This is a genomic window from Plantibacter sp. LMC-P-059a, assembly GCF_030209505.1.
Lineage (GTDB): Bacteria > Actinomycetota > Actinomycetes > Actinomycetales > Microbacteriaceae > Plantibacter.
The window spans coordinates 339,581-365,581 of the sequence record NZ_JARVRZ010000004.1 but is presented as its reverse complement, the minus strand read 5'-3'; the positions used below and the strand labels follow the sequence as shown (position 1 = coordinate 365,581).

The following is a 26,001-nucleotide window of genomic DNA, read 5'->3' as shown; positions in this document are numbered from 1 at the left end:
CATCCCTCACCATTCACAGAAGAACGGATTCGCAATGAACCTCAAGAGAACAGCGGTCGTCGCAGCAGTGCTGTCGGCCGTCGTCCTGAGCGGCTGCTCCTCCACCGGGTCGGACGGCGGCAGTGCTGCTGCGTCCTGTGCCCCGGCGGAGGGCAAGGTCGACCTCAGCTTCACCTCCTGGATCCCCGGCATCGAGGAGGTCGTGGACGTCTGGAACCAGGCGAACCCCGACATCCAGGTCAAGGTCCAGACCGGCCCGAACGGCAACAGCGGCACGTACCACAACTTCTTCAACCAGTTGAAGGCCGGCAACGCGCCCGACCTCGGTCAGATCGAGTACGACGCCCTCCCGAACTTCCGCGTGCAGAACGGCCTCATGGACCTCGGTGCGTGCGACGAGGTCATGGCCGCGAAGGACGACTTCGTCGACTGGACCTGGGGCCAGGTCTCGCTCGGCGAGTCCGACTCGGTCTACGCGGTCCCGCAGGACTCCGGCCCGATGGCCATGTTCTACCGTGCCGACCTCTTCGAGCAGAACGGGATCGCCATCCCGACGACGTGGGCCGAGTACAAGGAGGCCGCGAAGCAGGTGCGCGCCACCGGTGCCTACATCACCAATTTCTCGCAGGGTGACATCAACCAGTTCGCGGGTCTCGTGTGGCAGGCCGGCGGCAGCTGGTTCAAGAACGACGGCAGCGACTGGACGGTCGACCTGACCGACCCCGCCTCCAAGCAGGTCGCCGACTACTGGCAGGACCTGATCGACGAGGACCTCGTCTCGACCGTGCCGACCTGGACGACCGAGTGGGACAACGCCTACAACTCCAGCGCCGCCTGGACCTGGAACTCGGCGGTCTGGGGTGCGAACTCCATCGCCTCCGGTGCTCCCGACACCGCCGGCAAGTGGGGCGTCGCGAAGGCCCCGCAGTGGAAGGCGGGCGAGTCCGCCGCCGGCAACTGGGGTGGCTCGTCCACCGCGGTCTTCACCGGTTCCGAGCACCCCTACGAGGCTGCGAAGTTCGCCCTGTGGCTGAACACCTCCGATGAGGCGCTCACCATGCTCAACAAGAGCGCGAACATCTACCCGGCGACGAAGGACGGCCTGAACCTCCCCGTCCTCAAGGAGGGCGTCGACTTCTACGGCGGGCAGCCGATCTACGATGTCTTCGCGGAGGCTTCCTCCGAGGTGTCCGAGGACTTCGCCTGGGGTCCGACGATGACGCAGACGTACAACGACGTGTCCGACGGCTTCAAGGCGGCGGTGTCCGGCAACGGCACCCTGCTCGACGCCCTCACCAAGGGCCAGTCGGCGACGATCGACGCCCTGAAGGCGCAGTCCATCCCCGTCAAGGAGTAGTGCAACCGTGATCCATCACCTTCGTGCCGCGGGCGTCAGCCTGATCGTCGACGCCCGTGGCACGGAGGTGCCCACCATCCTCCACTGGGGAGCCGATGTCGGCGCACTCGCCGCCGACTCCCTCTCCGCACTCGCCGATGGCCTGACGCCCGCGATCCCGCCGTCGTCCATCGACGCCCCGCCGCGACTCAGCCTGCTGCCCACCGTGTTCGACGGTTGGAGCGGCCGTCCGGGCGTCGGCGTGCACCGGTCGGGCGGACCGGATGCGTCGAACCTGCTCGCGCTGCGGCTGCTCGACCAGCAAGCCACCGACACCTCCCTGATCCTGACGACGTCCGACGAGCGCGCCGCCGTGACGGTCGTCTCGACGATCGAGCTGACCCCGCAGGGCGTGCTGCGAGTCCGGCACGCGGTGCGGAACGACGCCGAGGTCGACCGGCCGCTCGCCGTGGATGCTCTCGCCGTCGTGCTGCCGGTCCCGGACCGTGCCACCGAGCTCCTCGACTTCACGGGCCTCTGGACCCACGAGCGCACGCCGCAGCGTCACCGCCTCGGCCAGGGCGCCTGGACCCGCGAACACCGTCACGGTCGGCCGGGGCACGACGCCGCCTTCCTGTCCGTCGTCGGCGCGCCCGGCTTCGGCTTCCGCACGGGTGAAGTGTGGGCGACCCACCTCGCCTGGAGCGGTGACCAGGTGCTCTGGACCGAGCGTTCGGCGCTCGGACCAGCCGCCACCGGCTCCGGCGAACTCCTCGCCCCCGGTGAGGTCGTCCTGGCGCCTGGCGAGCGCTACGAATCGCCGTGGACGGTCGCCGTCTACTCCGACGCGGGTCTCGACGGCGTCTCCGCGCGACTGCACCCCTGGATCCGCTCCTGGAGCACGATCACGAAGCCCCGCCCCGTGGTGCTGAACACCTGGGAGGCCGTGTACTTCGACCACGACCTGACCACCCTGCTGTCGCTCGTCGAGCAGGCGCAACGCGTCGGTGTCGAGCGGTTCGTGCTGGACGACGGCTGGTTCACCGGCCGGACCGACGACCGACGCGCACTCGGCGACTGGTTCGTCGACCCGGAACGCTGGCCCGGCGGGCTCTCGCCGCTCATCGACGCGGTCACCGGTGCCGGCATGGACTTCGGTCTGTGGGTCGAACCCGAGATGGTGAACCCCGACTCCGAGCTCGCGCGCACCCACCCGGACTGGGTGCTGGGGCACCCGGACGCCCCGACCTGGCGCTTCCAACGGGTGCTCGACCTCGACCACCCGGACGCGTTCGCCTACCTCCTCGGCCGTCTCGATGCGCTGCTGACCGAGTACGACATCGCGTTCCTCAAGTGGGATCACAACCGCGACCTCCTCGGCGGTTCGGCGCACCGGCAGACCGCGGCGCTCTACCGGCTGCTCGACCAGGTGCGGGCGTTGCACCCCGGGGTCGACATCGAGTCGTGCGCCTCGGGTGGTGCGCGGATCGATCTCGGCATCCTGGAGCGTGTCGAGCGGGTGTGGACGAGCGACACGAACGACCCGTTGGAGCGCCAGTCGATCCAGCGGTACACCGGCCTCGTGATCCCGCCGGAGTATCTCGGTGGACACCTGGGCGCAGCCCGCTCGCACACCACCTGGCGGACGTCGGACCTCGCGTTCCGGCTCGCCACGGCCCTCTTCGGGAGTGCGGGCATCGAGTGGAACCTCAACGAGGCGAGCGAGGACGAGCTCGACCTCATCGCGGCGTGGATCGGCCACTACCAGCGCCTCCGGCCGTTGCTGCACACGGGTACCGTCGTCCGCATGGACGGTGCGGACCCCGCGCTGCAGGCGCACGGGGTGATCGCCCAGGACCGCTCGTCCGCGATCGTCGCGCAGGTGGCGCTCGCCGCACCTCGGACGGCTGTTCCTGCGCCGCTCCGAGTGCCGGGCCTCGATCCCGAGCGTCTCTATCGCGCCCGCCCGCTCGACCTCGGTGCGCCCGCCCGGTCGATCCAGGACGCACCGCCGACGTGGCTGGCCGAGGGGTCGATCGTGCTCACCGGCCGCGCGCTGGCCGAGGTCGGGATCGCGATGCCGCTCCTCGCCCCCGAGCAGGCGCAGCTCTTCACGCTCGACGCGGAGTAGGCGCGGCGGACGAGGACTCCCTCGCCCAACCGTGGGCGAGGGAGTCCTCGATCATGTGCGCTTCGGTCAAATGTTGCAGCCGGAGGCGCGAGCCGCGTCGTAGGGGAACCAGTCGACCGGACCGGGTCCCATCTGCGGCGCGCAGAGGATGTGCCAGGTCTCGGCGCCCACGACGCCGTCGACCTGCATGCCCCAGTACGTCTGGAAGGCGACGACGGCTGCCCGCGTCTGGTCGCCGAACTGTCCGTCGACCTCCAGGTTGGACACGCCGCCGGGGATCCTGGGCCCGAAGGCGTTGAGGAGCGTCTGGATGTTGGCGACACACCCACCGTCGCCGCCGACGGAGTACTGGTACTCGACGCACTGGCCGGCGGCGGACGCCGGAGCGGCGCTTGCGACACCGCCCAGGGAGCCGGCGATCGCGAGGCCGAGGGCGGCACCCGCGAGGGCGATCCTGCTGCGCATCGTTCGTGTGGTCATGATGTTCCTCTCGTTCGACTGCTCGGACATCACGAGCGTAGGTCGAGCGCGTCGAACACCGAATGGGGAGGAGTGCCCATCCGACCGGCGTCACCGGTCAGTCGATGCCGATGTCCTCACCGACGACGGTGATCTGCGCCGGCACGGGCCACGGGTGGTCGCCGACCGGCGCGAGGCGCACGAGCTCGGTGACCCGAGGGGCCGGAGCGCCGGCTTCCCCGATGAGCCAGCCGCCGACGAGGAACGTCGTGCCGGGCACGGACCACACGGCGATGCCGGTCACCCCGAAGTCGCCGTAGGCGCCGTCGGAGAACCGCACCGTGACGAGGTCGCCGTGGGAGAGTTCGGCGAGCTGGGCGGCGACTGATCCTGGGTCGGGGTCGACAGGGTCCAGCTCGGGGATCGTCTCGAGCACCTGCAGGGGCTTCGTCGGCTTGCCGTTCTGATCGAGCGCCGTCCCCGCCAGCAGGAGGCCGCCGATGATCGGCGAGCGGCGGGCCCGGCCCACGAGGTCGAACACGCCGTACCGGGGGACACTCAGGCGCGCTTGGAGTGAAGCGGTGTCCTCGGCCGACTCGATGGCGGCCGTGAGGCCCTTGATGTCGCGGCGAGCAGGAGCGCTGAGGTCGTAGTTCACCCGTCAACTCTCGCAGATCACGGCCACCCGTGCCGGTCCGGCTTCGTCTCGCGAGGTCGCGGGAGGTGGGAGGCTGGGGTGGTGATCGCTGCACTCGAACTCCCCGCCACCCTGACCGCCCGCGAGCAGACGCTCGTCCTACGTCGAGCCGGTCTCGGCGACCTCGACGCCCTGATGTCGCTGCTCGCCGACGACCCGATCAGTGCCGCACGAGGCGACCAGGCCCAGGAGAGCGACCTGCCCGCCTATGAGCGCGCGCTCGCGGACCTCATCGGCGACCCGTCGAACGAGATCCTGCTCGTCGTCGACGCCTCCGACACCGTGATCGCGACGATGCAGCTGACGCGGATCCCCGGGATGTCCCGACGCGGCTCCACCCGACTGCTCGTCGAGGCGGTGCGGGTCTCCTCCGCGCTGCGGTCCGGGGGCGTCGGTTCGGCGATGATGCGGTGGGTGACGGACGTCGCGGCTCCGGCGACGGGATCCTCGATCGTGCAGCTGACGTCCGACGAGGCCCGGGTCGACGCCCACCGCTTCTACGAACGCCTCGGCTTCGTCGGCTCGCACCGCGGCTTCAAGTACGCCGTGACGGCGGCGAACTGAGATGGGCGTCGTCCGCACATTCGCCCGCTGGCTCCTCGGGGCGGCACTCGTCTTCGCCGGTGTCGGTCACCTCACCTTCGCCCGGCAGTCGTTTGTCGCCCAGGTGCCGCAGTGGTTGCCGCTGCCCGTCGACTTCGTCGTGCTGGCGTCAGGAGTCGTCGAGATCCTGCTCGGCCTCTCGCTGATCGTGCTCGCCCGCTATCGGGTGGTGGTCGGCTGGGTCGTGGCCGCCTTCTTCGTCGCCGTGTTCCCCGGCAACATCGAGCAGTTCATCCGCGGAACCGATGCCTTCGGGCTCGACAGTGACGTCGCCCGCGCCGTTCGTCTGGTCTTCCAGCCCGTCCTCGTGGTCTGGGCCCTGTGGTCCACCGGCGCTTGGCGCGCGTGGCGGGAGCGACGCCACCGCGACACCGCACGCTGAGGCGGGTCGCTAGCTCGCCTAGTCATCCACCCCGGTCGCCTGTCAAGGGGCCCTGGTTTCCAGGTACCCTCCGGCAGGGTTGAAGCATGCGATGCATTACCTACGCCGGCGAGAACGTCGTGACCACCGATGAGGTCGCGGGGCTCCTCGTCGAGCTGACCGCCGAACTGGCCAAGCGAGGCCGCGCTGAAGCGGTCACCATCCCGATCGTCGTCGAGCACGACGGCGACGAGGACGGCCCAGCCTCCGCGCAGCTCGTCATCGGACTCGGGAACGACGTCCTGTCCGTGCCGCACAGCTGGAACGGTGACGTCCCCGACTTCAGCGAAGGCCGCGACCGCCTCCAGGGCTACCTGGAGGACATCCGTCCTTCCACGGCGACGTACGAGCCGCGTGACTCCATCGAGACCTCCGACGTCCTCGAGGACCCCGACCTCGACCTGCGCGACTTCGCCCGCTGAGTCGTCCCCGCACGACGACGCCGGCGCCGACCCTCGGGTCGGCGCCGGCGTTTGCGTGGGTGGATCAGCGCGGCAACGGCAGCTTGGCCGTCTCCCGGGCTCGCAGCACGACGATCAGCGTGATGAGTGCCGCCGCCATCACGTAGAACGCCGGAGCGAAGCGGTTGCCGGTCGAGGCGATGAGGAACGTCGCGAAGTAGGGCGTGATCCCGCCGAACAGGGCGACCGAGAGGTTGTACGCGATCGCCATCGAGCCGTAGCGGATGCTGGTCGGGAACAGCTCCGCCATCGCGGCACTCGACGCGCCGTCGTACGCGGCCATGAACACGCCGAGGATGACCATCGCGACGGCGGCGGCGGCGAAGTTGCCGGCGCTCATGAGCATCAGCGTCGGGTACGTCAGGACGAGGAACCCGACGCAGCCCGCGATCATCACCGGCTTGCGTCCGATGCGGTCGCTCAACAGGCCCATGAACGGCACGAGGATCGCGATCGCGAGGAGCCCGAGGACCGTGACGCCGTAACTGAGCGGCTGCGAGTACCCGAGGTCGGTCTGCAGGTACGACGGCATGAAGGTCTGCAGGATCCAGTGGCCGACCGCCTTGATCACGACGAAGCCGACGCAGAAGAGCAGCGCCTTCCACGAGGTGCGCAACGACGTCCGCAGCGGTGACTTCGAGACGGCGCCCTTGGCCTGGATCGCCTGGAACTCCGGGGTGTCCTCGAGCTTGTTCCGCAGGTAGAGCCCAGCGAGCCCGAGGGGGAGTGCGAGGAAGAAGAGGGCGCGCCAGCCCCAGTCGTTGAGTGCGTCGGCGCCGAGTGTCGAGGTGAAGAGGAGTACGAGACCCGCACCGACGACGAAGGCCGCGAACCCGAACACGTCGATGAAGCTCGTCACGAAGCCACGCCGATTGGAGGGGGCGTACTCGGCGAGGAGCGTGGTGGCGCCCGAGCTCTCGCCGCCGGCGGCGAAGCCCTGGACGAGCCGGACGATGACGAGCAGGATCGGCGCCCACAGGCCGATCATGTCGAACGTCGGCAGGAGACCCATGACGACGGTCGCCCCGGACGTCACGAGGATCACCGTCGCGAGGATGGTCTTGCGTCCGATGCGGTCCCCGAGCGATCCCCAGAAGAGGCCGCCGAGCGGGCGCATCACGAAGCCGGCTCCGAACACCGCGAACGCGGACAGGAGCGCCGCCTGCGGATTGCCCTGCTCGAAGAAGTTGAGGCTGATGACGGTCGCGAGGGTGCCGTACAGCCCGAAGTCGAACCACTCCACGAAGTGGCCGGCTCCCGCGGCCCAGATGACCTTCCGCATGCGTCGCGAGCGCTCCGCGTCGTCGTAGGGGGTCTGCGCGCTGTGCGCGGCGGCCTCCGCCAGGGTTTCGGTCTGTGTCCTGCTGTCGTCCATCGGTCCTCACATCATTGTCGGGGTGTCTGGAAGTTCACCTGCTGACGTAGCATACCCACTGAATGGGAAACTCGTACCGCTGAATGGTAGCGTGGGGTGTGCCGCAGGTCGATACCAGTCCGACGGTTTCCAGGATCACGCATCACGAAGGAGTGACATCCATGCAGCACCGCACCCAGTCCGCCGACGTCGTCGTCATCGGCGGAGGTCTTGCAGGGGTCTCCGCCGCCGTCGCTGCCGCCCGCCTCGGTTCCCGGGTCTCGCTCATCACCAACCGGCCCGTCCTCGGGGGCAACTCCTCGAGCGAGGTGCGCGTGTGGGTCGTCGGGGCGACGGCGCACGGCCATCAGCGGTTCGCCCGCGAGACCGGCATCATGGGCGAGCTCTTCCTGGAGAACCAGTACCGCAACCCCGAGGGCAACCCGTTCTACTGGGACCAGACCGTCCTCGACCTCGTGCGCGCCGAGCCGAACGTGCAGCTGCACCTCAACACGGACGTCCGCATCGTCACGATGGCCGAGGCGACGGGAGCGGAGTCAGCGGACGCTCCGCGGATCGCGTCCGTCACCGGCTGGACGATGGGGAGCGAGATCGAGACCGAGTTCGTCGCGCCGGTCTTCATCGACTGCACGGGCGACGGACTCGTCGGCCATCTCGCCGGCGCGACCTCGCGGATCGGTCGGGAGGGCCGCGCCGAGCACGGTGAACCCTGGGCGCCCGAGGCGGCGGATGACGAGCTCCTCGGCAGCTCGATCTTCTTCTACACGAAGGACACCGGACGACCCGAGCGCTTCGTCGCCCCCGACATCGCCCGCGACATCCGCGACACCCCGATCCTCACGAACCGGATCATCCGCACCGGCGACAACGGTTGCAACTACTGGTGGATCGAGTGGGGTGGCGAGCTCGACACCGTCGCCGAGAACGAGCAGATCCGCGACGAGCTGTGGAGCGTCGTCTTCGGGATCTGGGACTACATCAAGAACTCCGGCGAGTTCGACGCGGACACCCTCACGCTCGAGTGGGTCGGGTCGATCCCGGGCAAGCGCGAGTACCGCCGGCTGTTGGGCGACCACACCCTCACGCAGCAGGACCTGCTCGACCAGGTCGACTTCGAGGACACCGTCGCCTTCGGTGGATGGTCGATCGACCTGCACCCGGTGGAGGGCGTCTACGCCGAGACCGCCGGCGCGCAGCAGCGCTTCAGCAACGGCACCTACGGCATCCCGTTCCGCAGCCTCTACTCACGGGACGTCGGCAACCTGCTCTTCGCCGGTCGCAACATCTCCGCATCGCACGTCGCGTTCGGGTCCACGCGGGTCATGGCCACCTGCGCGACCCAGGGCCAGGCGGTGGGAACGGCGGCGGCGCTCATCGCCCGTGACGGCCTGACCCCGCGTGGGCTCGCCGGTGAGGCGCTGCCGCTCCTGCAGCGCACCCTCCTCCGGGAGGACGCCCCCGTCATCGGCGTCACCGTCGACGACCCCGACGACCTGGCTCCGCGCGCGACCGTCTCCGCGTCGAGCGCGCTCGACACGATCTCGACGCTGGAGCACCTCGGCGACGGCCAGCGGTTCGCCCTCGACCGCGACGTCGCGATCCTCGTCCCGGTCGCCCCGACGCTGGACCAGATCACCCTGCTCGTCGACGCGGCGCACGACACGACCCTCCGCGTCGAACTGTGGAGCGCGGGGAAGCGCCAGAACGCCGTCCCGGTCGAGCACCTCCTCGACGGCTCCGTGGAGGTCGCCGCGGGAACCGGTGTCCCGGCGACCGTCCGGTTCGGGTGGACGCCCGAGGTGGAGCAGAACGCCGTGGTCGTCGTCCGCGCGAACCCCGACGTGAGCCTGCTGCTCACCGACGGCCACCCCTACGGGCTCCTCGTCCTGACGGCCAGGCACGCGTCGGACGAGGTGTTCGACGACCACATCCCCGAGGAGCAGGACCAGGCGATCCTCGACTGGAACGCCCGGAAGCTCCGGGGTCGGAGCGTCGCGCTGACGGCGGGCGGGGCCACGACGGCGTACCGACCCGAGCGCGTGCTCGACGGCTACCAGCGCCCCTACGGCGGCCCCCACCTGTGGTCCTCCGGCCGGCTCGACGAGGGCCGTGACCTGGTCGCCGAACCCGAGGTCCTCACCCTCCGGTGGGACGAGCCCGTGGACGTGGCCTCCGTCCGGATCGTCTTCAACGACGACGTGGACGCCGATCTCATCAACCTGCACCACCACCGCACCGACTTCGAGGCGGTGCCGGAGCTCGTCGCGGCCTACCTGCTCGAGGTGCGATCGGCGGGCGCGGCGGAGGGCGCGTGGACGGTCCTGGCCGAGGTCGAGGGGAACCGGCACCGACACCGGATCCACGACGTCGAACCCGTGCGGATCGACGCGCTCCGACTCGTCGTGACGGCCACGAACGGCTCGCCGTACGTCAGCGTCGCGAGTGTGAAGGTCTTCGAGCAGCCGAGCGGGCGCATCACCCGGCCGCGCCGAGCCCGACCGCTACGCTGAACACGGCCTCCCGAGGCCGGACCCCCGAACCGACAGCGACACCGTGGAGGACCCGTGGCAGGCGAGATCCAGCAGGGCATCGGTCGTGCGGCATCGGTGCTCGCCGTCCTCGGCGCCTCGACGACCGGGCCGTTGCGAGCGTCGGACATCGCGCGCGCGACCGGCCTCGGCACCTCCACGACCGCCCGGCTCCTCGGCACCCTCGAGGAGCTCGGCTACGTGTCCAAGTCGGCCGACAGCCCGTCGTACGCGATCGGTGCGACGATCCTCGCGCTGGCGAGCGAGGGGCTCAACCAGAACCCGGTGCACCGCGAGTCCCGCGCGCCGGCGCAGGAGCTCGCCCAGCGCATCGGCCTCAGTGTGAACGTCGGGGTCCTCGACGGCTTGAGCCTCATCTACCTCTGCCACTTCGAGGGCGCGCTCGCCCCCAAGTCGCACTCCATGATCGGGCTCCGACAGCCGCTGCATGCGTCAGCACTCGGCAAGTGCCTCCTGCTCGACCTCGACCCCGACGGCCTCCGAGCGCTGCTCGGCGAGGGACCGCTCGCCCGCTACACGGCCAACACGATCACCGAGCACGCGGCGCTCGTCGCCGAGCTCGCGGCGGCTCGGGAACGCGGCGTCTGCACCGAGGACCAGGAGCTCGCGCTGGGGCGTCTCGGCATCGCGGCGCCCATCCGCGACGCGAACGCCAGAGTGGTCGCGGCGATCTCCATCTCCGGCCGCCTGAGCCTCATGCGCGAACGCGATCTCGACGTACTCACCGAAGACCTCATCGAGGTGGCCGACCGCATCAGTGTGGGACTCGGACTCATCTCCGCGATCCCGTCCTCCTGACCCGTCCTCCCGTATCCGATCTCACGAACCGAAGGTGACCCGTGGCGCAATTCGACCTGCCCATCGCCCAGCTCCAGCAGTACCTGCCCGACCGCGAGGAGGCCGCCGACTTCGATGCGTTCTGGGCCGACACGATCGCCGAAGCGCATGCGCTCGCCCAGCCGACGCAGCGTGAGCGCTCCAACCCCGAGCTGACCGGTCTCATCGTCGAGGACGTCACCTTCTCCGGCTTCGGCGGCGACCCGATCAAGGGCTGGTTCATCCGTCCCGCGGGTGCGACCGGCCCCCTCCCGTGCGTCGTGCACTACATCGGCTACAGCGGCGGCCGCGGGTTCGCCCACCAGTGGACGATGCTCCCCTCCGCCGGGTACGCCGTGTTCGTGATGGACACCCGCGGTCAGGGCAGCGCGAACCTGCCCGGCGCGACCGCGGACCCCGTCGGCAGTGGACCCCAAGTCGCCGGCAAGATGAGCGCCGGGCTCGACAGTCGGGAGACGTACTACTACCGCCGGGTGTTCACGGATGCCGCGCTCGCCGTCGACGTGGTCCGCAGCTTCCCCGAGGTCGATCCGGCTCGCGTCGTCGTCGCCGGGGTCAGCCAGGGCGGCGGCATCGCGCTCGCCGCGGCCGGGCTCAGCGAGGGCCTCGCCGGCGCGCTCGTCGACGTCCCGTTCCTGTCGCACTACCGGCGTGCCCTCCAGATCACCGACGCGAGCCCGTTCGCGGAGCTGAAGACGTTCCTCATCAGCCGTCGCGGCCAGGAAGAGCAGGTGTTCCGCATCCTCTCCTACTTCGACGCGACGAACTTCGCTGCGAGGGCGACAGCCCCGACGCTCTTCTCGGTCGCGCTGTGCGACGCCGTGTGCCCACCCTCGACCGTGTACGCGGCGTTCAACCACTACGCGGGTGCGCAGAAGGACATCGCCGTGTACCCGTACAACGGGCACGAGGGTGGGGGACCGGTGCAGCAGCAGCGGCAGTTGGAGTACCTCGCGGACCTCTTCGTCTGACGCGTCGTCCGCCCGCCTCCGGGCGGACGGTCGTGGGACGATGTGCACGTGAGCGAGACCGACGGCACCGATCAGACCCTGCAGGCCGCCCGGCGTCGGACTCGGGCCGGCATGATCGCGGCGATGGCGCTCGTGCTCTCGTTCGCGGCCGGGGCGACCGACGCCTTCGCCTTCCTCCAGCTCGGCGGCGTCTTCACCGCGAACATGACCGGCAACTTCGTGCTCGCCGGACTCACGAGCCGGCCGGACTTCGCCGAGGTCCTCCTCGGGGCGTCGGTCGCGGTGCTGCTGTTCTCCGTCGGCACGTTCCTGGCCTTCCGATTCACGAGGCTCGTCACCGCCCCCGAGCGGACCACGCCGGAGGCGCCGCAGCACCGGCTCGTCCTCGTGCTCGGCGGTGCAGTGGTCGCGCAGTCGTGTGTCCTCATCGGGTGGATCGTGTCCTCCGATCACCGCACGATGCCCGTGGTCTGCGTCCTCATCGCCCTGTCCACGCTCGCGATGGCCGGGCAGACGGCCGTCGCGCGTCGCATCGAGCGGTCCGGCGTGACGACGACCTTCGTGACCGGCACCCTCACCAGCCTCATGCAGAACCTCGCCGACGGCGTGGTCGACCACCAGCTCATCCGCATCGGTGCGATCGTGCTGCTCGTGGCCGGCGCCCTCAGCGGCTCGCTCCTCACCGGCGTCGACCCGGTGTTCGGCGCGGCACTGCCCCTCGTCCCGTCGATCGTCGGGCTGGTGCTCCTCCGGCTCGCGCCCTCGGCGACGACTGGCCAGGAAGCGCGCTGAGCGGCGACCCGCTCAGGCGATCGCGGCGGTCGCCTCGATCTCGACGAGCTGATCGTCGTAGCCGAGGACGGTGACGCCGAGCAGCGTCGACGGCACGTCGTGATCGCCGAAGGCCGCGCGCACGACCTCCCACGCCCTCACGAGGTCGGACTGCTGTGACGAGGCGACGAGGACCCTCGTGCTCGCCACGTCGGCGAGGGTCGCCCCGGCAGCCTCGAGGGCGATGACGAGGTTCTCGACGCACTTCGCCGCCTGCCCGGCGACGTCACCGACGGCGGCCGTCGAGCCGTCGAGATTCAGCGGGCATGACCCGGCGAGGAACAGCAGCTTCGCGCTCGCCGGGACGGATGACGCGTAGGCGTATTCGGCCGCATCGGAGAGCTGCTCGGCTCGGATCAGGCTGACGACGGACATGGTTCCTCCTCGTGGTGCGGTTCGGTCGCGAGGCGACTCACGCTCCATCGTGCCCGGCGGCGTCGCCCGGCATCGATGCGGCCGCCACGGCGGCGAGCCGGGCTCCGCGCGCGAGCTGCGCCCGGATGACCACCGGGAAGTGGTCGCTCGCCTCGGAGGTCGGCGGCTGATCGTCGACGAGGGTGTCGATCGGCACCAGGTTGGCGTGCGGGCCGGGTGCGCCCGAACGGCCGAGCACCCAGTCGATCCGTGCGTTCCCGGGACGCTGCGGGCCGTACCCGTGGAAGGTGCCGATGTCGTCGCCGTCAGCCGCCGGCGACAGGTCGACGAACCCGGCTCGCTCGAAGGCGACGTGCGCCTCGGATCCGCGCGGGGTGTTGAAGTCGCCGGTCAGGAGGATCGGGGTGTCCACCTCGGCGAAGCGGTCAGCGATGAGTTCGGCGCTCTTCGTCCGGACGTCGTCGCCATGGGGCGTGGCCTCGTGGTCGAGGTGCGTGTTGGCGAAGACCAGCTCGTCCCCGGTCTCTCGTTCCCGCAGCCGCACCCAGGTCACGAACCGGGCATGCAGCGACGACCAGGTGTTCGAGCCGGGGGCGTCGGGGGTGCCGGAGAGCCAGAAGTCGCCGGCGTCGAGCCGTTCGAACCGTGAGCGACGGAAGAACACCGGCCCGTACTCGCCCGCGGTGCCGCCGTCGCGACCCTGCCCGAACCAGTCGTACTCGGTGAGGTCGGGGAGGAGGTCGCTGAGTTGGTTCCCACGGACCTCCTGCAGGCCGAGGAGGTCGGGCCCGTTGCGGGCGATGACCTGCGAGACGAGCGGAGCCCGGTCCACCCACTCGTGACCGGGTTGGGCGACGGCGGTGCGGATGTTGTAGCTCATGACGGTCAGGATGTGCCGGGCCAGGATGGTTTCGCTCACCCGGTCAGCGTAGGGGAGGTGGATGAAGGGGAGCTGTCCCCATGTCGTCGGCGCGTCGGTCTGCCTAGACTCACCCCATGACCTTCGACCTCCGCGATGCACAGGCCCGGATCCTCGCCCTCAACAGCGAAGACCTCCCCTTCATCTACGACCCGACGCCAGACGGCGTGGTCGCCCATTGGCGGTACGCCGACCAGCGGTGGCTCGGCTTCCTCGGTGCGGGGATGTTCAGCGCGGAGTACGAGCTGCGGGTGGAGCTGCACCCGGAGGACGGCGAGTGGGAGTTCCACGAGGAGTCCTCGTCCTCCAAGACGACGCTCGGGCTCGACGGCCTCTCCACGAAGCGCACCTGGCAGTCGGGGCCGCAGAAGACCTTCACCTTCGGGCGGGGCGTCGCACCGATCGCGCAGTCCACCGACCGAGACGGCACGACGACCGGCCACTTCATGGGCTACGACTTCACCACCGACGAGGTCAAGCAGCCCGTCATCGACGCCCTCACCGCGGCCGGCTGGCAGCCGCGCAAGGGGTTCTTCGGCAAGCTCTTCGGCGGCTGATCGTCGGTCCCGCTCAGGACGACCGCCGCTAGGCTTTCAGGAACCTCGACGCCGACCGGACGGATGGACCTTGCTCGTCACCATCACCTCGACCGCGCCGTCGGCCGCCGACCTCGGCCACCTCGTCCGGAAACACCCCGCGCGGGCGCAGAGCTTCGACCTCAGCGTCGGGCGCGCCCACGTGTTCTACCCCGAGGCGACCGACGAACGGTGCACCATCGCGCTGCTCCTCGAGGTCGACGCGATCGCGCTCGTCCGGCAGAAGCGCTTCGGCGGCGGCGACATCGCCTCGCTCTCGCAGTATGTGAACGACCGGCCGTACGCGTCGTCGTCGATGGTCGCCGTTGCGCTCGGGCAGGTGTTCCGCAGCGCCATGACCGGCCGCAGCGAGTCCCACCCCGAGCTCGCCGCCGCAGCCCTGCCGCTGACGCTCACGGTCGCGGCGGTACCGTCGCGAGGCCTGGACCAGCTGGCGACGCGGCTGTTCAGCCCGCTCGGCTGGGACGTCACCGAACGGGCGATCCCGCTCGACCCGACGGTCCCCGCCTGGGGCGACTCGCGCTACGTCGACCTCGAACTGACCGGACACCTGCGGCTCTCGGACGCACTCCGCCAGCTCTACGTGCTGCTGCCCGTCCTCGACGACGCCAAGCACTACTGGGTGTCCGACGACGAGGTCGGCAAGCTGCTCCGCGCGGGCGAAGGATGGTTGGCCGACCACCCCGATCGGGACCTGATCACGAAGCGCTACCTCGCGCACCAGTCACGGCTGTTCACCGAAGCGCAGGCGCTCCTCGACCCGGAAGCCTCGGTGGAGGGGACCGAAGGCGAGGAGGGTGCCGCGGCCACGCGTGCGACACGCTCCCCGGCGCTCGCCGGCCTCCGCGCCGAAGCGGTGCTCCAGGCGCTCGCCGACGTCCGGGCGCGCTCGGTCGCCGACGTCGGCTGCGGCGAGGGCGCCCTCCTCACCCGCCTGATCGCGGATCCGCAGTTCACCGCCGTGATCGGCACCGACGTCTCCGCCCGCGCCCTCACGACCGCATCGGAACGCCTCGGGCTCCGCGATGCGAGCGACCGCGTCCGCGAACGCATCCAGCTGCTGCAGTCCTCGGCGACCTACGCCGACTCCCGGCTGCACGGCCTCGACGCGATCGCCCTCATGGAGGTCGTCGAACACATCGACGCCGAGCGCCTCGACGCACTCGAAGCCTCGATCTTCGGCGCGGCGGCTCCCGAGACGGTGATCGTCACGACCCCGAACCGGGAGTACAACGCGCTCTACCCCTCGTTGCCGGCGGGCGGGTTCCGGCACCCCGACCACCGCTTCGAATGGGACCGACAGGAGTTCGCGAGCTGGTGCGCCGCTGCGGCTGAGCGGTACGGCTACGGCATCGAGTACCGCACGGTCGGCGACGTCGACCCAGAGCTGGGCTCGCCGACGCAGCTCGCGATCTTCCGGAAGGGCATCTCATGAGCGACCTCGAACAGCCTCACGTGGCGCCGCTCCCGATCCCCGAGCTGTCCCTCGTGGTGCTCATCGGTGTCAGCGGTTCCGGCAAGTCGACCTTCGCCGCGAAGCACTTCGGCCGGTTCGAGACGCTCTCGAGCGACTTCTTCCGCGGGCTCGTGTCCAACGATGAGAACAACCAGGCCGCCAGCGCCGATGCGTTCGCCGCCCTCCGCGACGTCGCAGCCCGTCGTCTCGACGCCGGACTCCTGACCGTCATCGACGCGACCAACGTCCAGCCCGCCTCGCGGAAGTCGCTGATCGACCTGGCGCGCAGTCACGACGTCCTGCCCGTCGCCGTCGTGCTCGACGTCCCGGAGCGGGTGTGCATCGAGCGCAACGAGGCTCGCCAGGACCGGTCGTTCGGGTCGGCCGTCATCACCCGCCAGCAGGACCAGCTGCGGCGGTCGCTGCGGCACCTCGGCAAGGAGGGGTTCCGGAAGGTCCACGTCCTGTCCGGGGTCGACGCGATCGCCGAGGCGTCGTTCGTCCGCGAACCGCTCCTCAACGACCGCCGTCAGGAGCGCGGCCCGTTCGACGCGATCGGCGACGTCCACGGCTGCCGGAGTGAACTCGAGACGCTGCTCACGAAGCTCGGGTACGTCATCGAGCGCGACGCCGAAGGGCGTCCGGTCGACGCGGCGCACCCCGAGGGACGACGGGCGATCTTCCTCGGCGACCTCGTCGACCGCGGGCCCGACACCCCCGGCGTGCTGCGCCTCGCGATGGGGATGGTCGGCGCCGGACATGCCCTGGCGGTGCCGGGGAACCACGAGTCGAAGCTCGTCCGCGCACTGCAGGGCAAGCGGGTGCAGACCACGCACGGGCTCGCCGAGTCGCTCGCCCAGATGGCCGAGGAGCCGGCGGCGTTCCGCGACGAGGTCGAGCGCTTCTGCCGTGAACTCGTCGCCCACCTCGTCCTCGACGACGGGAAGCTCGTCGTCGCGCACGCCGGACTGATCGAGCAGTACCACGGGCGTGCCTCCGGGCGTGTGCGGTCGTTCGCGCTGTACGGCGACACCACGGGGGAGACCGACGAGTACGGCCTGCCCGTCCGCCTGCCGTGGGCGGAGGACTATCGGGGCAAGGCGACCGTCCTCTACGGGCACGTGCCGACCCTCGAGGCCGAATGGGTCAACAACACGATGTGCCTCGACACCGGCGTCGTCTTCGGCGGCAAGCTGAGTGCGTTGCGATGGCCGGAGCGCGAGGTCGTCGACGTCCCGGCCGAGCAGGTCTGGTACGAGCCCGTCGTGCCGCTCGGCCGACCGACGGGGCCCGCCGGCGAACAGCGGGACCCGGGGTTGCTGCGCATCGACGACGTCCTCGGCAAGCAGATCGTGGAGACCCGGGTCTCGGGCCGGGTCGGCGTCCGCGAGGACGCAGCGGCGGGCGCGCTCGAGGTGATGAGTCGCTACGCGATCGACCCGCGCCGCCTCGTCTACCTGCCGCCCACGATGAGCCCACCGAGCACCTCGCAGCGGAAGGACCTCCTGGAGCACCCGGCCGAGGCGTTCGAGGCGTACCGCCGGGAGGGGCTCGACCGGGTGGTGTGCGAGGAGAAGCACATGGGATCCCGCGCCGTGGTCCTGCTCACGCGCGACCCGGCTCCCTTCGGTGCGCCCGCCGGTTGGCGCGGCACCGTCCACACCCGCACCGGTCGGCCGTTCTTCGACGAGGCCACGACGCAGCAGCTGTTGACCCGGCTCGATGCCGCCGTCGAGCGGGCCGGCCTGTGGGATGAACTCGACGCCTCGTGGCTGCTCTTCGACGGCGAGCTGCTCCCATGGTCGATCAAGGCGGAGCGCATGATCCGCGAGCAGTACGCCTCAGTCGGTGCAGCGGCGACCGCGGCGGTCCCGGCCGCCGTGCGCGTGCTGGAGCAGGCTGCGGCGACCGGTGTCGACGTCACCGGACTGCTCGACCGGACGCGTCGACGGGCGGAGAACGCCGAGGCGTATGTCGCGGCCTACCGGCCGTACACGGCGCCCTCGGACGGCCTGAACGGTGTGCAGCTCGCGCCGTTCCAGCTCCTCGCGTCCACGGGGACGAGTCACCTCGGTCGCGACCACACCTGGCACCTCTCGCTCGCTGACCGTTTGGCTGACGCCGACCCCGAGCTCATCCGCCGGACGCGGTCGATCGAGGTCGACCTCACCTCGCCGGCGTCGGAGGAGGCTGCGACCACCTGGTGGGAGGAGCTCACCGGCGCGGGTGGCGAGGGCATGGTCGTGAAACCGACGGCCGGCCTGCTCCGGGGCGGGAAGTCGCTCGCCCAGCCCGGCATCAAGGTGCGCGGGCGCGAATACCTGCGGATCATCTACGGGCCCGACTACACCGAGCCGGAGAACCTCTCGCGACTCCGGGATCGCGACATCGGGCACAAACGCTCGATGGCGCTGCGCGAGTACGCCCTCGGTGTGGAGGCGGTGGAGCGGTTCGTCGCCGGCGAACCGACCTGGCGAGTGCACCAGGCCGTCTTCGGTGTCCTCGCCATGGAGTCCGAGCCGATCGACCCGCGCCTCTAGGGTCAGCGCAGGACGGAACTCAGCAGGAGACTCGTCTCGCTGTTGACGACGCCCTCGATGCGGCGGATCCCGCCGAGGACCCGGTCGAAGTCGGTCAGGGTCTCGGTGCGGAGTTCCGCGACGAGGTCCCAACCGCCGTTGGTCGTGTGGAGCGCGCTGATCTCGGGGAAGCCGCGCAACTGCCGGATGACGTGATCGGTGGTGCGGCCCTCGACCTCGATGAACGCGATCGCGCGGATGGTGCCCGGGTCGAGTTCGTCGCGCACCCGGACGGAGAACCCGACGACGGTGCCCGAGGAGACGAGTCGCTCCAGGCGGCTGTTCACGGTCGCCCTGGCGACGTCGAGTGATCTGGCCAGACTCGCGACCGATGCGCGGCCGTCGGCTCGGAGCGCGGCCAACAGCCGTCGGTCCAGATCGTCGAGTGCCGCCATGCACACAATGTACAACGACGTTACTCACATTGTGCATAACCTGTGCACAAATCGCGCAGAGGTGGCGTAGAGAGTGCAGATCGACGAAACCTAGGCTCGAAGCAGTCGGGAGCACTCCGCTCCGGCCGGCTCCGAGCCCGACTCCGTCTGGAAGGGAACGTCATGACGCGTTTCGTCGATGTCCGCAACATGGTCCGCTGGACCGCCGACCGAGGCCCCGAGCGCATCATCGCCGGCATGATCGGCTACCTCGAGGCCGACTTCCGTCGCTGGCCCTCGTTCGACAAGAGCCCTCGCGTCGCGAGCCACACGCCGTTCGGCGTCATCGAGCTCATGCCGACGAGCGACCACGAGACCTACGCCTTCAAGTACGTGAACGGCCACCCCTCGAACCCGGCGCGCGGCTACCAGACGGTGACCGCGTTCGGCGTCCTCGCCGACGTGCACAACGGCTACCCGACCTTCCTCGCGGAGATGACGCTCCTCACGGCGCTCCGCACCGCCGCGACGTCAGGCATGGTCGCCAAGCACCTCGCCCGGCCGGACTCCACCGTCCACGCGCTCATCGGCGCCGGCAGCCAGGCCGAGTTCCAGGCGCTCGGCATGCGGGCCGCGCTGGGCATCAGCACCGTCCGCATCTGGGACGTCGACCCACTCGCGATGGACAAGTTCGCGCGCAATCTGGAGCCGCTCGGCTTCGAGGTCGTCATCGGGACGAGCGCCGCCGACGCCGTGGCCGGGGCCGACGTCATCACGACCTGCACGGCCGACAAGGCCCTCGCCACGGTGCTCACGAACGACCTCGTCGAGCCCGGCGTGCACCTCAACGCGATCGGTGGCGACTGCCCGGGTAAGACGGAGCTCGAGGCGTCGATCCTCGACCGCGCCGATGTGTTCGTCGAGTTCCCGCCGCAGACCCGCATCGAGGGCGAGATCCAGCAGATGGCGCCCGACTTCCCGGTGATCGAGTTCTGGCAGGTGCTCACGGGCGCCGTCCCCGGCCGCACCTCCCGGGAGCAGATCACCCTGTTCGACTCCGTCGGCTTCGCGATCGAGGACTTCACGGCGCTGCGGTTCCTGAACGACGCCGTCGACGGCAGCGAGTACTTCGAGGAGATCGACCTCGTCGCGGCCCCCGACGACCCGAAGGACCTGTTCGGCCTCGTCGGCGCGCTCTCACCGGTCGGCTGAGTCCGACATGTCCGTGCAGGCGCCGTCGGCCGTCGTCCTCATCCGGCCGCATCGCTTCACACCGAACCCGCTGACCGCGGTCGACAATGTCTTCCAGGTGGCGGATGGCGTCCCCTCGGCTGCGGCCGTCGGGGTGGCGCACGCCGCGTTCGACGAGGTCACCCGGGTCGCGCATGCGCTCGACGCCGCGGGTGTGCGGGTGCACCTCTTCGACGACGACGACCCCGACCGACCCGACAGCGTGTTCCCCAACAACTGGCTGTCGACACACGCCGGCGGGCATCTCGCCGTCTACCCGATGTACGCGGTCAACCGTCGTCGCGAGCGTCGCTGGGACATCGTCGAGATGTTGAAACGCGAGTACCGGGTGCAGGACGTCATCGACTACTCGGGGCTCGAACTCGACGAGGTGTTCCTGGAGGGCACCGGTGCGATGGTGCTCGACCACGCGGCGCGGGTGGCGTTCGTCGCCCGCTCGCACCGGGCCGACCCGATCGCGCTCGAACGCTTCTGCACCAACTTCGGCTACGAACCGCTCGTCTTCGACGCCGTCGACCCGCACGGGGTCCCGATCTACCACACCAACGTCATGATGGGCGTGGCGACCGAGTTCGCGCTCGTGGGACTCGACCTCATCGCCTCGCCCGCGCGACGTGATCAGGTCGTCGAACGGCTGACCGCCCACGGGCGCACGATCGTCGACCTCGACTACGGGCAGGTCTGCGATTTCGCGGGCAATGCGATCGAGTTGCGGTCGGCATCGGGGGAGCGGCTCCTGGCGATCTCGAGCCGGGCCGTCCAGAGCCTCCGCGCGGACCAGCTGGCGGTCATCGAGCGCAGCTGCCGGATCCTCCCGCTGGACGTCCCGACGATCGAACTCGCGGGCGGTTCCGTCCGCTGCATGATCGCCGGGGTCCATCTGGACCGGCGACCAGCAGCGACGGTGTCCGAACCGGGGTCGGGCTCTCAGCTCGCCCGATCGTGACCGCTGCCGGTCAGTACTTGTAGGACTGACCGCCGTCGATCGGGACCACCGTGGCGTTGACGTAGCTCGCGTCGTCGCTCAGCAGGAACGCGACGACCGAGGCGATCTCGGGGGCTTCGCCGTACCGCTTGGTGGGGTTCGTCTGGATGAACTCCTCGGCAGCGCCGCGCGGGTCCTCGGCGTTGAGCTGCTTCATCGAGTTCTCGACCATCGGCGTCCAGATCGCGCCGGGGGCGATCGCGTTGATGCGGATGCCGTACTGGCCGTACTCGATCGCGGAGTTGCGCGTGAGGCCGACGACGCCGTGCTTCGCAGCCGCATAGCCGGACTGGTTGCCGATGCCGCGGATGCCGCCGACGCTCGCCGTGTTGACGACCATGCCGGAACCCTGTTCGCGCATGACCTTCAGCACCTTCTCGAGGCCGAGGAAGACGCCGCGCAGGTTGATGGAGACGACCTTGTCGAACTCGGCGGCGGTGAAGTCCTCGGTGAGGTTCTGCTTGCCCTCGATGCCGGCGTTGTTGAAGAAGCCGTCGATGCGACCGAAGCGCGCAGTCGTCTCGGTGACGTAGCGGTCGACGTCCTCCTCCGTCGAGACGTCGGCGATCGTCGTGATGACCTCGGCGTCCGGGGTCGACTCGGTGACGGCCTCGACGGTCGCGGCGAGGCCGGCCTCGGAGATGTCGACGAGGGAGAGCTTGGCGCCTTCTGCTGCGAGTCGGACGGCTGCTGCACGTCCGAGGCCGGAGCCACCGCCGGTGATGAGGACGACGCGGTCGGAGAAGCGATTCATGGTGTGACCTTTCCAGGAGCCTGTCGCTCCGGCGGACACCGTGCCCGTCGCATCAGCGACAGTCCTTCAAACGTACATCTGTTGGATAGATGCACCCGCCGCAGGGCCCCGACGTTCGCGGAGGGCGATCAGTCCTCGCCGAGGAGCATCGGCCGTGCCGCCTCCAGACCGGTGACCGTCGCGGTCCAGTCGGGACGCACGAACTCCTCGCGGGTCACCCGGAGGCCCTGCGACTCGACGAGCTCGCCCGGACGCCCGACGAACCGGAGCACGCCGTTGTCCCGGTAACCGAGCCGACGCGAGACGCCGAGCGAGGCACCGTTCCAGACAGCGGCGTCGGACACCGCGACATGCGCGCCGAGGTGGTCGAAGGCGAACTGGAGCATGCCTGCCCGCATCTCGACGCCGAGACCCTTGCCCTGCTGCGACTGCGTGAGCCAGGATCCGCTGCCGACCGAGCGCGTGACGGCGAAGTCGCGGGCGCCGACGTCCTGCAGGCCGATCGGCACGCCGTCGAGGAGGATCGCGAGGTTGAGCGTCCAAGCCGCCGGGGTCACGCCGGCCCGCTGCGTCCAGAGGTGCTTGGCGGTCTCACGCATGAGCTGCTCGCGCGGCTGGTCGGTCCAGGGTGTGGAGAACGGCATGACGTCCGGGTCGTGGATGCCGGCGAGGGCGGCGTCGACGAGGCCGGGGAGGTCCTCGTCGCGGACCTGGCGCAGCACGAGGCGGGGCGTGCGGATCTCGAGGCCGAACAGCGGCCAGACGTCGGTGAGGCTGAGCATCCGCCCACGCTACCTGTCGGACACCGGATAGCGCTGTAGCCGGTCCGGGTCGAGCTGTCGAGCCGGTGTACGGCGCCCGGCGTCGGTGCGACACTCGTCGCGGTGCCGGTCAGCGGCCCCGTTCGACGACGAGAAGGGCTCACCCATGAAGTACACGCACCTCGGACGCACGGGGACGTCGGTCTCCCGGATCGTGCTCGGCACCATGAACTTCGGTGACCGCACGAGCGAGGAGGACTCGTTCGCGATCATGGACCGGGCACTCGAGCTCGGCGTCAACTTCTTCGACACCGCGAACGCCTACGGCGGCAGCGCGGGCCGTGGGGCGACGGAGGAGATCATCGGCCGATGGTTCGCGGCCCGGCCGGGCGTGCGCGACGACATCGTCCTCGCCACGAAGGTCCACTCGCCGATGGTCGCGCCGAACGACGACGGCTCGGACGTTGTGAACGCCCGCGGTGCGTCGGCGTGGCAGGTGCGTCGTGAGGCCATCGGTTCGCTCGGGCGCCTGCAGACCGACCGGATCGACCTCTACCAGTTCCACCACATCGACCGGCACATCTCGTGGCAGGAGCTGTGGCAGGCGATGGAGGTGCTCGTTGCACGTGGCGAGGTCGTCTACACGGGTAGCTCGAACTTCGCCGCCTGGAACATCGCGCAGGCGAACGAGGTCGCGCAGCAGCGGCACTTCCTCGGTCTCGTCAGCGAGCAGTCGCTCTACAACCTCGCGCAGCGCTCCATCGAACTCGAGGTCATCCCTGCGGCGCAGCACTACGGCCTCGGCATCCTGCCCTGGTCGCCGCTGTCCGGTGGTCTGCTGAGCGGTGGCTCGTCCGACAAGGGCGCGCGATCCGGCGAGGCCCGCATCACGGAGGCTCGCGCCAAGCAGCAGGACCAGCTCGAGCAGTACGACCGGTTCGCCGCCGACCGAGGGTGGTCTTCGGCGTCGCTCGGGCTCGCGTGGCTCCTGCACCAGCCCGGCGTGACCGGCCCGATCATCGGACCGCGCACGGTCGAGCAGTTGGAGTCCGCGGTCGCCGCGGTCGACATCGAGCTGAGCCAGGACGACCTCACCGCCCTCGACGAGCTGTTCCCTGGCCCGGGCGGCCAGGCGCCGGAGGCCTACGCCTGGTAAGAGCGAGCGACGCGGCCGACCGCCTCGGTGACGGCGGTCGGCCCTTCGTTCAGTTCGAGGATCCGTCGGCTGATGGTCGGCTCGAGGACGAGTGCTTCGAGGACCGCAGCCACGTCTTCGCGCGCGATCTCGTCGTGGAGTTCGGCGGGCCCCAGGGCGACCGTTCCCCGACCCGGGCCGTCGGTCAGCAGGGACGGTCGCAGGATGATCCAGTCGATCGGTTCGCGGGTGAGCGCCACCTCGGCGCGCTTCTTGACCGCGAAGTAGTGCTCCTCCTCGTCGCTCAGTGATCGCTCGCGCCACGCTTCGGGCAGCACGGAGAGCAGGATCAGGCGCGTCCGCGTGCCGCTGAGCGCCTCCGACACGCGGCCGAGGGCGGCGTCGTCGATGGCGTCCGTCACGTCCGGGTGTCCGGCGTTCGAGCCGGCAGTGAAGACGACGACGTCGAAGCCCGAGACCATCGCCGCGATCTCCTCCGTGCCGGCGAGAGCGAGCTCCCCTGAGACGGTCGTCACGCCGTCGGTTTGGAGGGCGGCGGCTTGCTGCGACGATCTCGTGAGGCCCGAGACGGTCATCCCTCGCGTGCGGAGGCGGCTCGCGAGGAGTCGCCCGACCCGGCCCGAGATCCCGAAGATGAAGACGCGCGGCAGCGGTTCTTCACTCGCGGCGGTGGCTGGGATGATCGGTGGCGTCATGGGTGGTCCTTCCGTTGTCGATCAACCTACCATTAGTAACTTACTATACGTAGGTAGTATCGAGGGATGGAATCCACCTCGAACGACGGCGCGTCGACGACGAGGCGTCGTCTCTCCTGGGACGACCGTCATGCCCAGTTGCTCGACGCCTTCCGCGATCTCGTCCGCACGCACGACATGGACGACGTGACGCTGGCGCGGGTGGCCGCGCACGCGGGGGTGACGAAGCCGGTGGCCTACGATCACTTCGGAGACCGTTCGGGTCTGCTGTCGGAGGCGTACCGGGCGTTCGAGGCTCACCAGCGGCACGCCCTGCTGGAGGCGCTCGCCCAGGCGCCGCGCGACCTCGCCGCGGTGTCGGACCTGGTCGCGGAGGCCTACATCGGCTGCTGCATCGCCGAGGGGATCGAGCTCGCTGCCGTGGTGTCGGCACTCAGCGGCTCGGCGACGTTGAGCGAGCTCCGGTCGGAGGCGGAACTGGCCTACCTCGAGATCTGTCGTGAGGCGCTGGAGCCCTTCACCGGCCCCCTCGAACCGGCGCCGTTGAGCGCCATCGTCGGCGCGGGCGATGCCCTCGCCCGGAACGCCATGTCCGGATCGATGACGACGGCTCGTGCCGGCGAGACCCTCGCCGTGGTCGTTCGAGCGGTCGCCCGGGCCTCGGCCATTCCGGGCGCTCGGCCGGGTCGCACGACCTGAACGACCGCTCCGAGGATGCTGCCCGGTGCGTCGGAGCGTATCGACGCCTAGCGTTGGGTCATGGCTTCGGACACCTTCGGCATCTTCTTGAACGGTTCGTACGGCGTGGGGAAGTCCTCGGTTCTGGATCATCTCGGCGACCACTTCGCCCGTGCGGGCCTGCCGTTCAGTCTGTTCGACGTCGACTGGTTCCACCGGTCGTGGCCGAGCGCGGGGGAGGACCCGGACAACGTGCTGACCGAGGCGAAGAACCTCCGGGCGGTCTGGCAGAACTACCTGGAGACCGGTCCGCGGACGCCGATCGTGGCGGGGGTGATCGAGTCACTGGAGGATGCTCGCAGGTACGAGGAGGTGTTCGGTCGTCCGTTGCGACTCGTCCACCTGGTTGCGTCGCCGGAGGTGGCCGAGCAGCGTCTGCGGAGTCGGTACGACGCCGACCGTGCCGATACTCTCGTCTGGCACCTCGCGAACCATCGACAGCTCGCAGCAAAGCTCGCTCAAGCCGACTGGCACACCCTCACGCTGGATACGGACGATCTGACGCCGGCCCAGGTGGCGGCGGCGGTCTTCACGACCTTCCCTTCGCGCGCTGAGTGAGGGAACGGAAGGTCCGCCGCCTCGTTCCTGCGCCAGGCGTGCGCCGGTATGGTCCCCTGGGACGACCCTCCGCAGGCCGCGCCGTTCCGCACCTCCGCATCGATGACGGTCGCGATCAGCCCGACGCAGCTTG

Annotated in this window: 26 protein-coding genes; 17 read left to right on the top strand and 9 right to left on the bottom strand. The window is 69.9% G+C overall.

Annotated elements, in window-relative coordinates; all coding sequences use genetic code 11:
• Positions 1-34: 34 nt before the first annotated feature.
• Together QRN27_RS11295 and QRN27_RS11290 are read left to right on the top strand one after the other, a co-directional pair.
• A complete protein-coding gene (locus QRN27_RS11295; RefSeq protein ID WP_285042325.1) occupies positions 35-1,357 on the top strand; it encodes an ABC transporter substrate-binding protein in 1,323 nt (440 codons plus the stop codon).
• 7 nt (positions 1,358-1,364) lie between these two features.
• Positions 1,365-3,467, top strand: a complete 2,103-nt coding sequence (locus QRN27_RS11290; RefSeq protein ID WP_350224096.1) for an alpha-galactosidase — start codon at positions 1,365-1,367, stop codon at positions 3,465-3,467.
• Between the two features lie 66 nt (positions 3,468-3,533).
• Here the strand turns inward: QRN27_RS11290 and QRN27_RS11285 are convergent, their stop codons facing one another.
• Both QRN27_RS11285 and QRN27_RS11280 read right to left on the bottom strand, forming a co-directional pair.
• The gene (locus QRN27_RS11285; RefSeq protein WP_285042324.1) at positions 3,534-3,947 is read right to left on the bottom strand and encodes a peptidoglycan-binding domain-containing protein; all 414 of its coding nucleotides are present in this window, start codon (positions 3,945-3,947) and stop codon (positions 3,534-3,536) included.
• 97 nt (positions 3,948-4,044) lie between these two features.
• The gene (locus tag QRN27_RS11280) at positions 4,045-4,584 is read right to left on the bottom strand and encodes a hypothetical protein (protein ID WP_285042323.1); all 540 of its coding nucleotides are present in this window, start codon (positions 4,582-4,584) and stop codon (positions 4,045-4,047) included.
• An 81-nt stretch (positions 4,585-4,665) separates the two neighbouring features.
• Between QRN27_RS11280 and QRN27_RS11275 the strand changes: the two genes are divergently transcribed.
• From QRN27_RS11275 to QRN27_RS11265, 3 genes are all read left to right on the top strand, one after another.
• Complete coding sequence (locus QRN27_RS11275; protein ID WP_285042322.1) at positions 4,666-5,187, top strand: GNAT family N-acetyltransferase; 522 nt, start codon at positions 4,666-4,668, stop codon at positions 5,185-5,187.
• Between the two features lies 1 nt (position 5,188).
• The gene (locus tag QRN27_RS11270) at positions 5,189-5,608 is read left to right on the top strand and encodes a DoxX family protein (protein ID WP_285042321.1); all 420 of its coding nucleotides are present in this window, start codon (positions 5,189-5,191) and stop codon (positions 5,606-5,608) included.
• Between the two features lie 86 nt (positions 5,609-5,694).
• Positions 5,695-6,069: a hypothetical protein gene (locus QRN27_RS11265; RefSeq protein ID WP_285042320.1), complete on the top strand. Its 375-nt coding sequence runs from the start codon at positions 5,695-5,697 to the stop codon at positions 6,067-6,069.
• A gap of 64 nt (positions 6,070-6,133) precedes the next feature.
• On the opposite strand, the gene QRN27_RS11260 is transcribed toward QRN27_RS11265, so the two are convergent.
• Positions 6,134-7,483 (bottom strand): MFS transporter, encoded by a 1,350-nt coding sequence (locus tag QRN27_RS11260; RefSeq protein ID WP_285042319.1) that lies wholly within the window; start codon positions 7,481-7,483, stop codon positions 6,134-6,136.
• 83 nt (positions 7,484-7,566) lie between these two features.
• On the opposite strand from QRN27_RS11260, the gene QRN27_RS11255 reads away from it, so the two are divergent.
• The 4 genes from QRN27_RS11255 to QRN27_RS11240 are packed head-to-tail and all read left to right on the top strand — an operon-like array spanning position 7,567 to position 12,632.
• Complete coding sequence (locus tag QRN27_RS11255; RefSeq protein WP_350224095.1) at positions 7,567-9,993, top strand: FAD-dependent oxidoreductase; 2,427 nt, start codon at positions 7,567-7,569, stop codon at positions 9,991-9,993.
• A gap of 54 nt (positions 9,994-10,047) precedes the next feature.
• Positions 10,048-10,830, top strand: a complete 783-nt coding sequence (locus QRN27_RS11250; protein ID WP_285042317.1) for an IclR family transcriptional regulator — start codon at positions 10,048-10,050, stop codon at positions 10,828-10,830.
• 41 nt (positions 10,831-10,871) lie between these two features.
• On the top strand, positions 10,872-11,840 hold the full coding sequence (locus QRN27_RS11245) for an acetylxylan esterase (protein WP_285042316.1): 969 nt from the start codon (positions 10,872-10,874) through the stop codon (positions 11,838-11,840).
• A 48-nt stretch (positions 11,841-11,888) separates the two neighbouring features.
• Positions 11,889-12,632 (top strand): YoaK family protein, encoded by a 744-nt coding sequence (locus tag QRN27_RS11240; RefSeq protein ID WP_285042315.1) that lies wholly within the window; start codon positions 11,889-11,891, stop codon positions 12,630-12,632.
• Between the two features lie 12 nt (positions 12,633-12,644).
• Here QRN27_RS11240 and QRN27_RS11235 read toward each other — a convergent pair whose 3' ends face one another.
• On the bottom strand, positions 12,645-13,046 hold the full coding sequence (locus tag QRN27_RS11235) for a RidA family protein (protein ID WP_285042314.1): 402 nt from the start codon (positions 13,044-13,046) through the stop codon (positions 12,645-12,647).
• 37 nt (positions 13,047-13,083) lie between these two features.
• Complete coding sequence (locus QRN27_RS11230) at positions 13,084-13,965, bottom strand: endonuclease/exonuclease/phosphatase family protein (protein WP_285042313.1); 882 nt, start codon at positions 13,963-13,965, stop codon at positions 13,084-13,086.
• A gap of 77 nt (positions 13,966-14,042) precedes the next feature.
• Between QRN27_RS11230 and QRN27_RS11225 the strand changes: the two genes are divergently transcribed.
• The 3 genes from QRN27_RS11225 (at position 14,043) to QRN27_RS11215 (ending at position 18,557) form a co-directional block, all read left to right on the top strand.
• Positions 14,043-14,522 carry a hypothetical protein gene (locus tag QRN27_RS11225; protein WP_285042312.1) on the top strand — a complete coding sequence of 160 codons (480 nt, stop codon included), beginning with the start codon at positions 14,043-14,045 and terminating at the stop codon, positions 14,520-14,522.
• Between the two features lie 70 nt (positions 14,523-14,592).
• Positions 14,593-15,996 (top strand): 3' terminal RNA ribose 2'-O-methyltransferase Hen1, encoded by a 1,404-nt coding sequence (locus QRN27_RS11220; RefSeq protein ID WP_285042311.1) that lies wholly within the window; start codon positions 14,593-14,595, stop codon positions 15,994-15,996.
• Complete coding sequence (locus tag QRN27_RS11215; RefSeq protein ID WP_285042310.1) at positions 15,993-18,557, top strand: polynucleotide kinase-phosphatase; 2,565 nt, start codon at positions 15,993-15,995, stop codon at positions 18,555-18,557. The genes QRN27_RS11220 and QRN27_RS11215 overlap by 4 nt, the downstream gene beginning before the upstream one ends.
• Positions 18,558-18,559: 2 nt before the next feature.
• On the opposite strand, the gene QRN27_RS11210 is transcribed toward QRN27_RS11215, so the two are convergent.
• Entirely contained in the window at positions 18,560-18,991 is a 432-nt protein-coding gene (locus QRN27_RS11210; protein WP_056010076.1) for an Lrp/AsnC family transcriptional regulator, read from the bottom strand.
• 162 nt (positions 18,992-19,153) lie between these two features.
• Here QRN27_RS11210 and ocd point away from each other — a divergent pair, with 162 nt between their 5' ends.
• Positions 19,154-20,182: an ornithine cyclodeaminase gene (gene ocd / locus QRN27_RS11205; protein WP_194668472.1), complete on the top strand. Its 1,029-nt coding sequence runs from the start codon at positions 19,154-19,156 to the stop codon at positions 20,180-20,182.
• A 7-nt stretch (positions 20,183-20,189) separates the two neighbouring features.
• Positions 20,190-21,167, top strand: coding sequence for a citrulline utilization hydrolase CtlX (ctlX, locus tag QRN27_RS11200; protein ID WP_285042309.1), 978 nt, complete (start codon positions 20,190-20,192; stop codon positions 21,165-21,167).
• A gap of 10 nt (positions 21,168-21,177) precedes the next feature.
• Here the strand turns inward: ctlX and QRN27_RS11195 are convergent, their stop codons facing one another.
• Both QRN27_RS11195 and QRN27_RS11190 read right to left on the bottom strand, forming a co-directional pair.
• On the bottom strand, positions 21,178-21,960 hold the full coding sequence (locus QRN27_RS11195) for a glucose 1-dehydrogenase (RefSeq protein ID WP_285042308.1): 783 nt from the start codon (positions 21,958-21,960) through the stop codon (positions 21,178-21,180).
• 128 nt (positions 21,961-22,088) lie between these two features.
• The gene (locus QRN27_RS11190) at positions 22,089-22,742 is read right to left on the bottom strand and encodes a GNAT family N-acetyltransferase (RefSeq protein ID WP_285042307.1); all 654 of its coding nucleotides are present in this window, start codon (positions 22,740-22,742) and stop codon (positions 22,089-22,091) included.
• Positions 22,743-22,887: 145 nt separating this feature from the next.
• On the opposite strand from QRN27_RS11190, the gene QRN27_RS11185 reads away from it, so the two are divergent.
• The gene (locus QRN27_RS11185) at positions 22,888-23,877 is read left to right on the top strand and encodes an aldo/keto reductase (RefSeq protein ID WP_285042306.1); all 990 of its coding nucleotides are present in this window, start codon (positions 22,888-22,890) and stop codon (positions 23,875-23,877) included.
• Here QRN27_RS11185 and QRN27_RS11180 read toward each other — a convergent pair.
• The gene (locus tag QRN27_RS11180) at positions 23,865-24,572 is read right to left on the bottom strand and encodes an NAD(P)H-binding protein (protein WP_285042305.1); all 708 of its coding nucleotides are present in this window, start codon (positions 24,570-24,572) and stop codon (positions 23,865-23,867) included. The two genes, QRN27_RS11185 and QRN27_RS11180, sit on opposite strands and share 13 nt — an antisense overlap.
• Positions 24,573-24,638: 66 nt before the next feature.
• Between QRN27_RS11180 and QRN27_RS11175 the strand changes: the two genes are divergently transcribed.
• Both QRN27_RS11175 and QRN27_RS11170 read left to right on the top strand, forming a co-directional pair.
• The gene (locus QRN27_RS11175) at positions 24,639-25,271 is read left to right on the top strand and encodes a TetR/AcrR family transcriptional regulator (RefSeq protein WP_285042304.1); all 633 of its coding nucleotides are present in this window, start codon (positions 24,639-24,641) and stop codon (positions 25,269-25,271) included.
• Between the two features lie 60 nt (positions 25,272-25,331).
• Positions 25,332-25,868 (top strand): AAA family ATPase, encoded by a 537-nt coding sequence (locus QRN27_RS11170; protein WP_285042303.1) that lies wholly within the window; start codon positions 25,332-25,334, stop codon positions 25,866-25,868.
• Positions 25,869-26,001 lie beyond the last annotated feature (133 nt).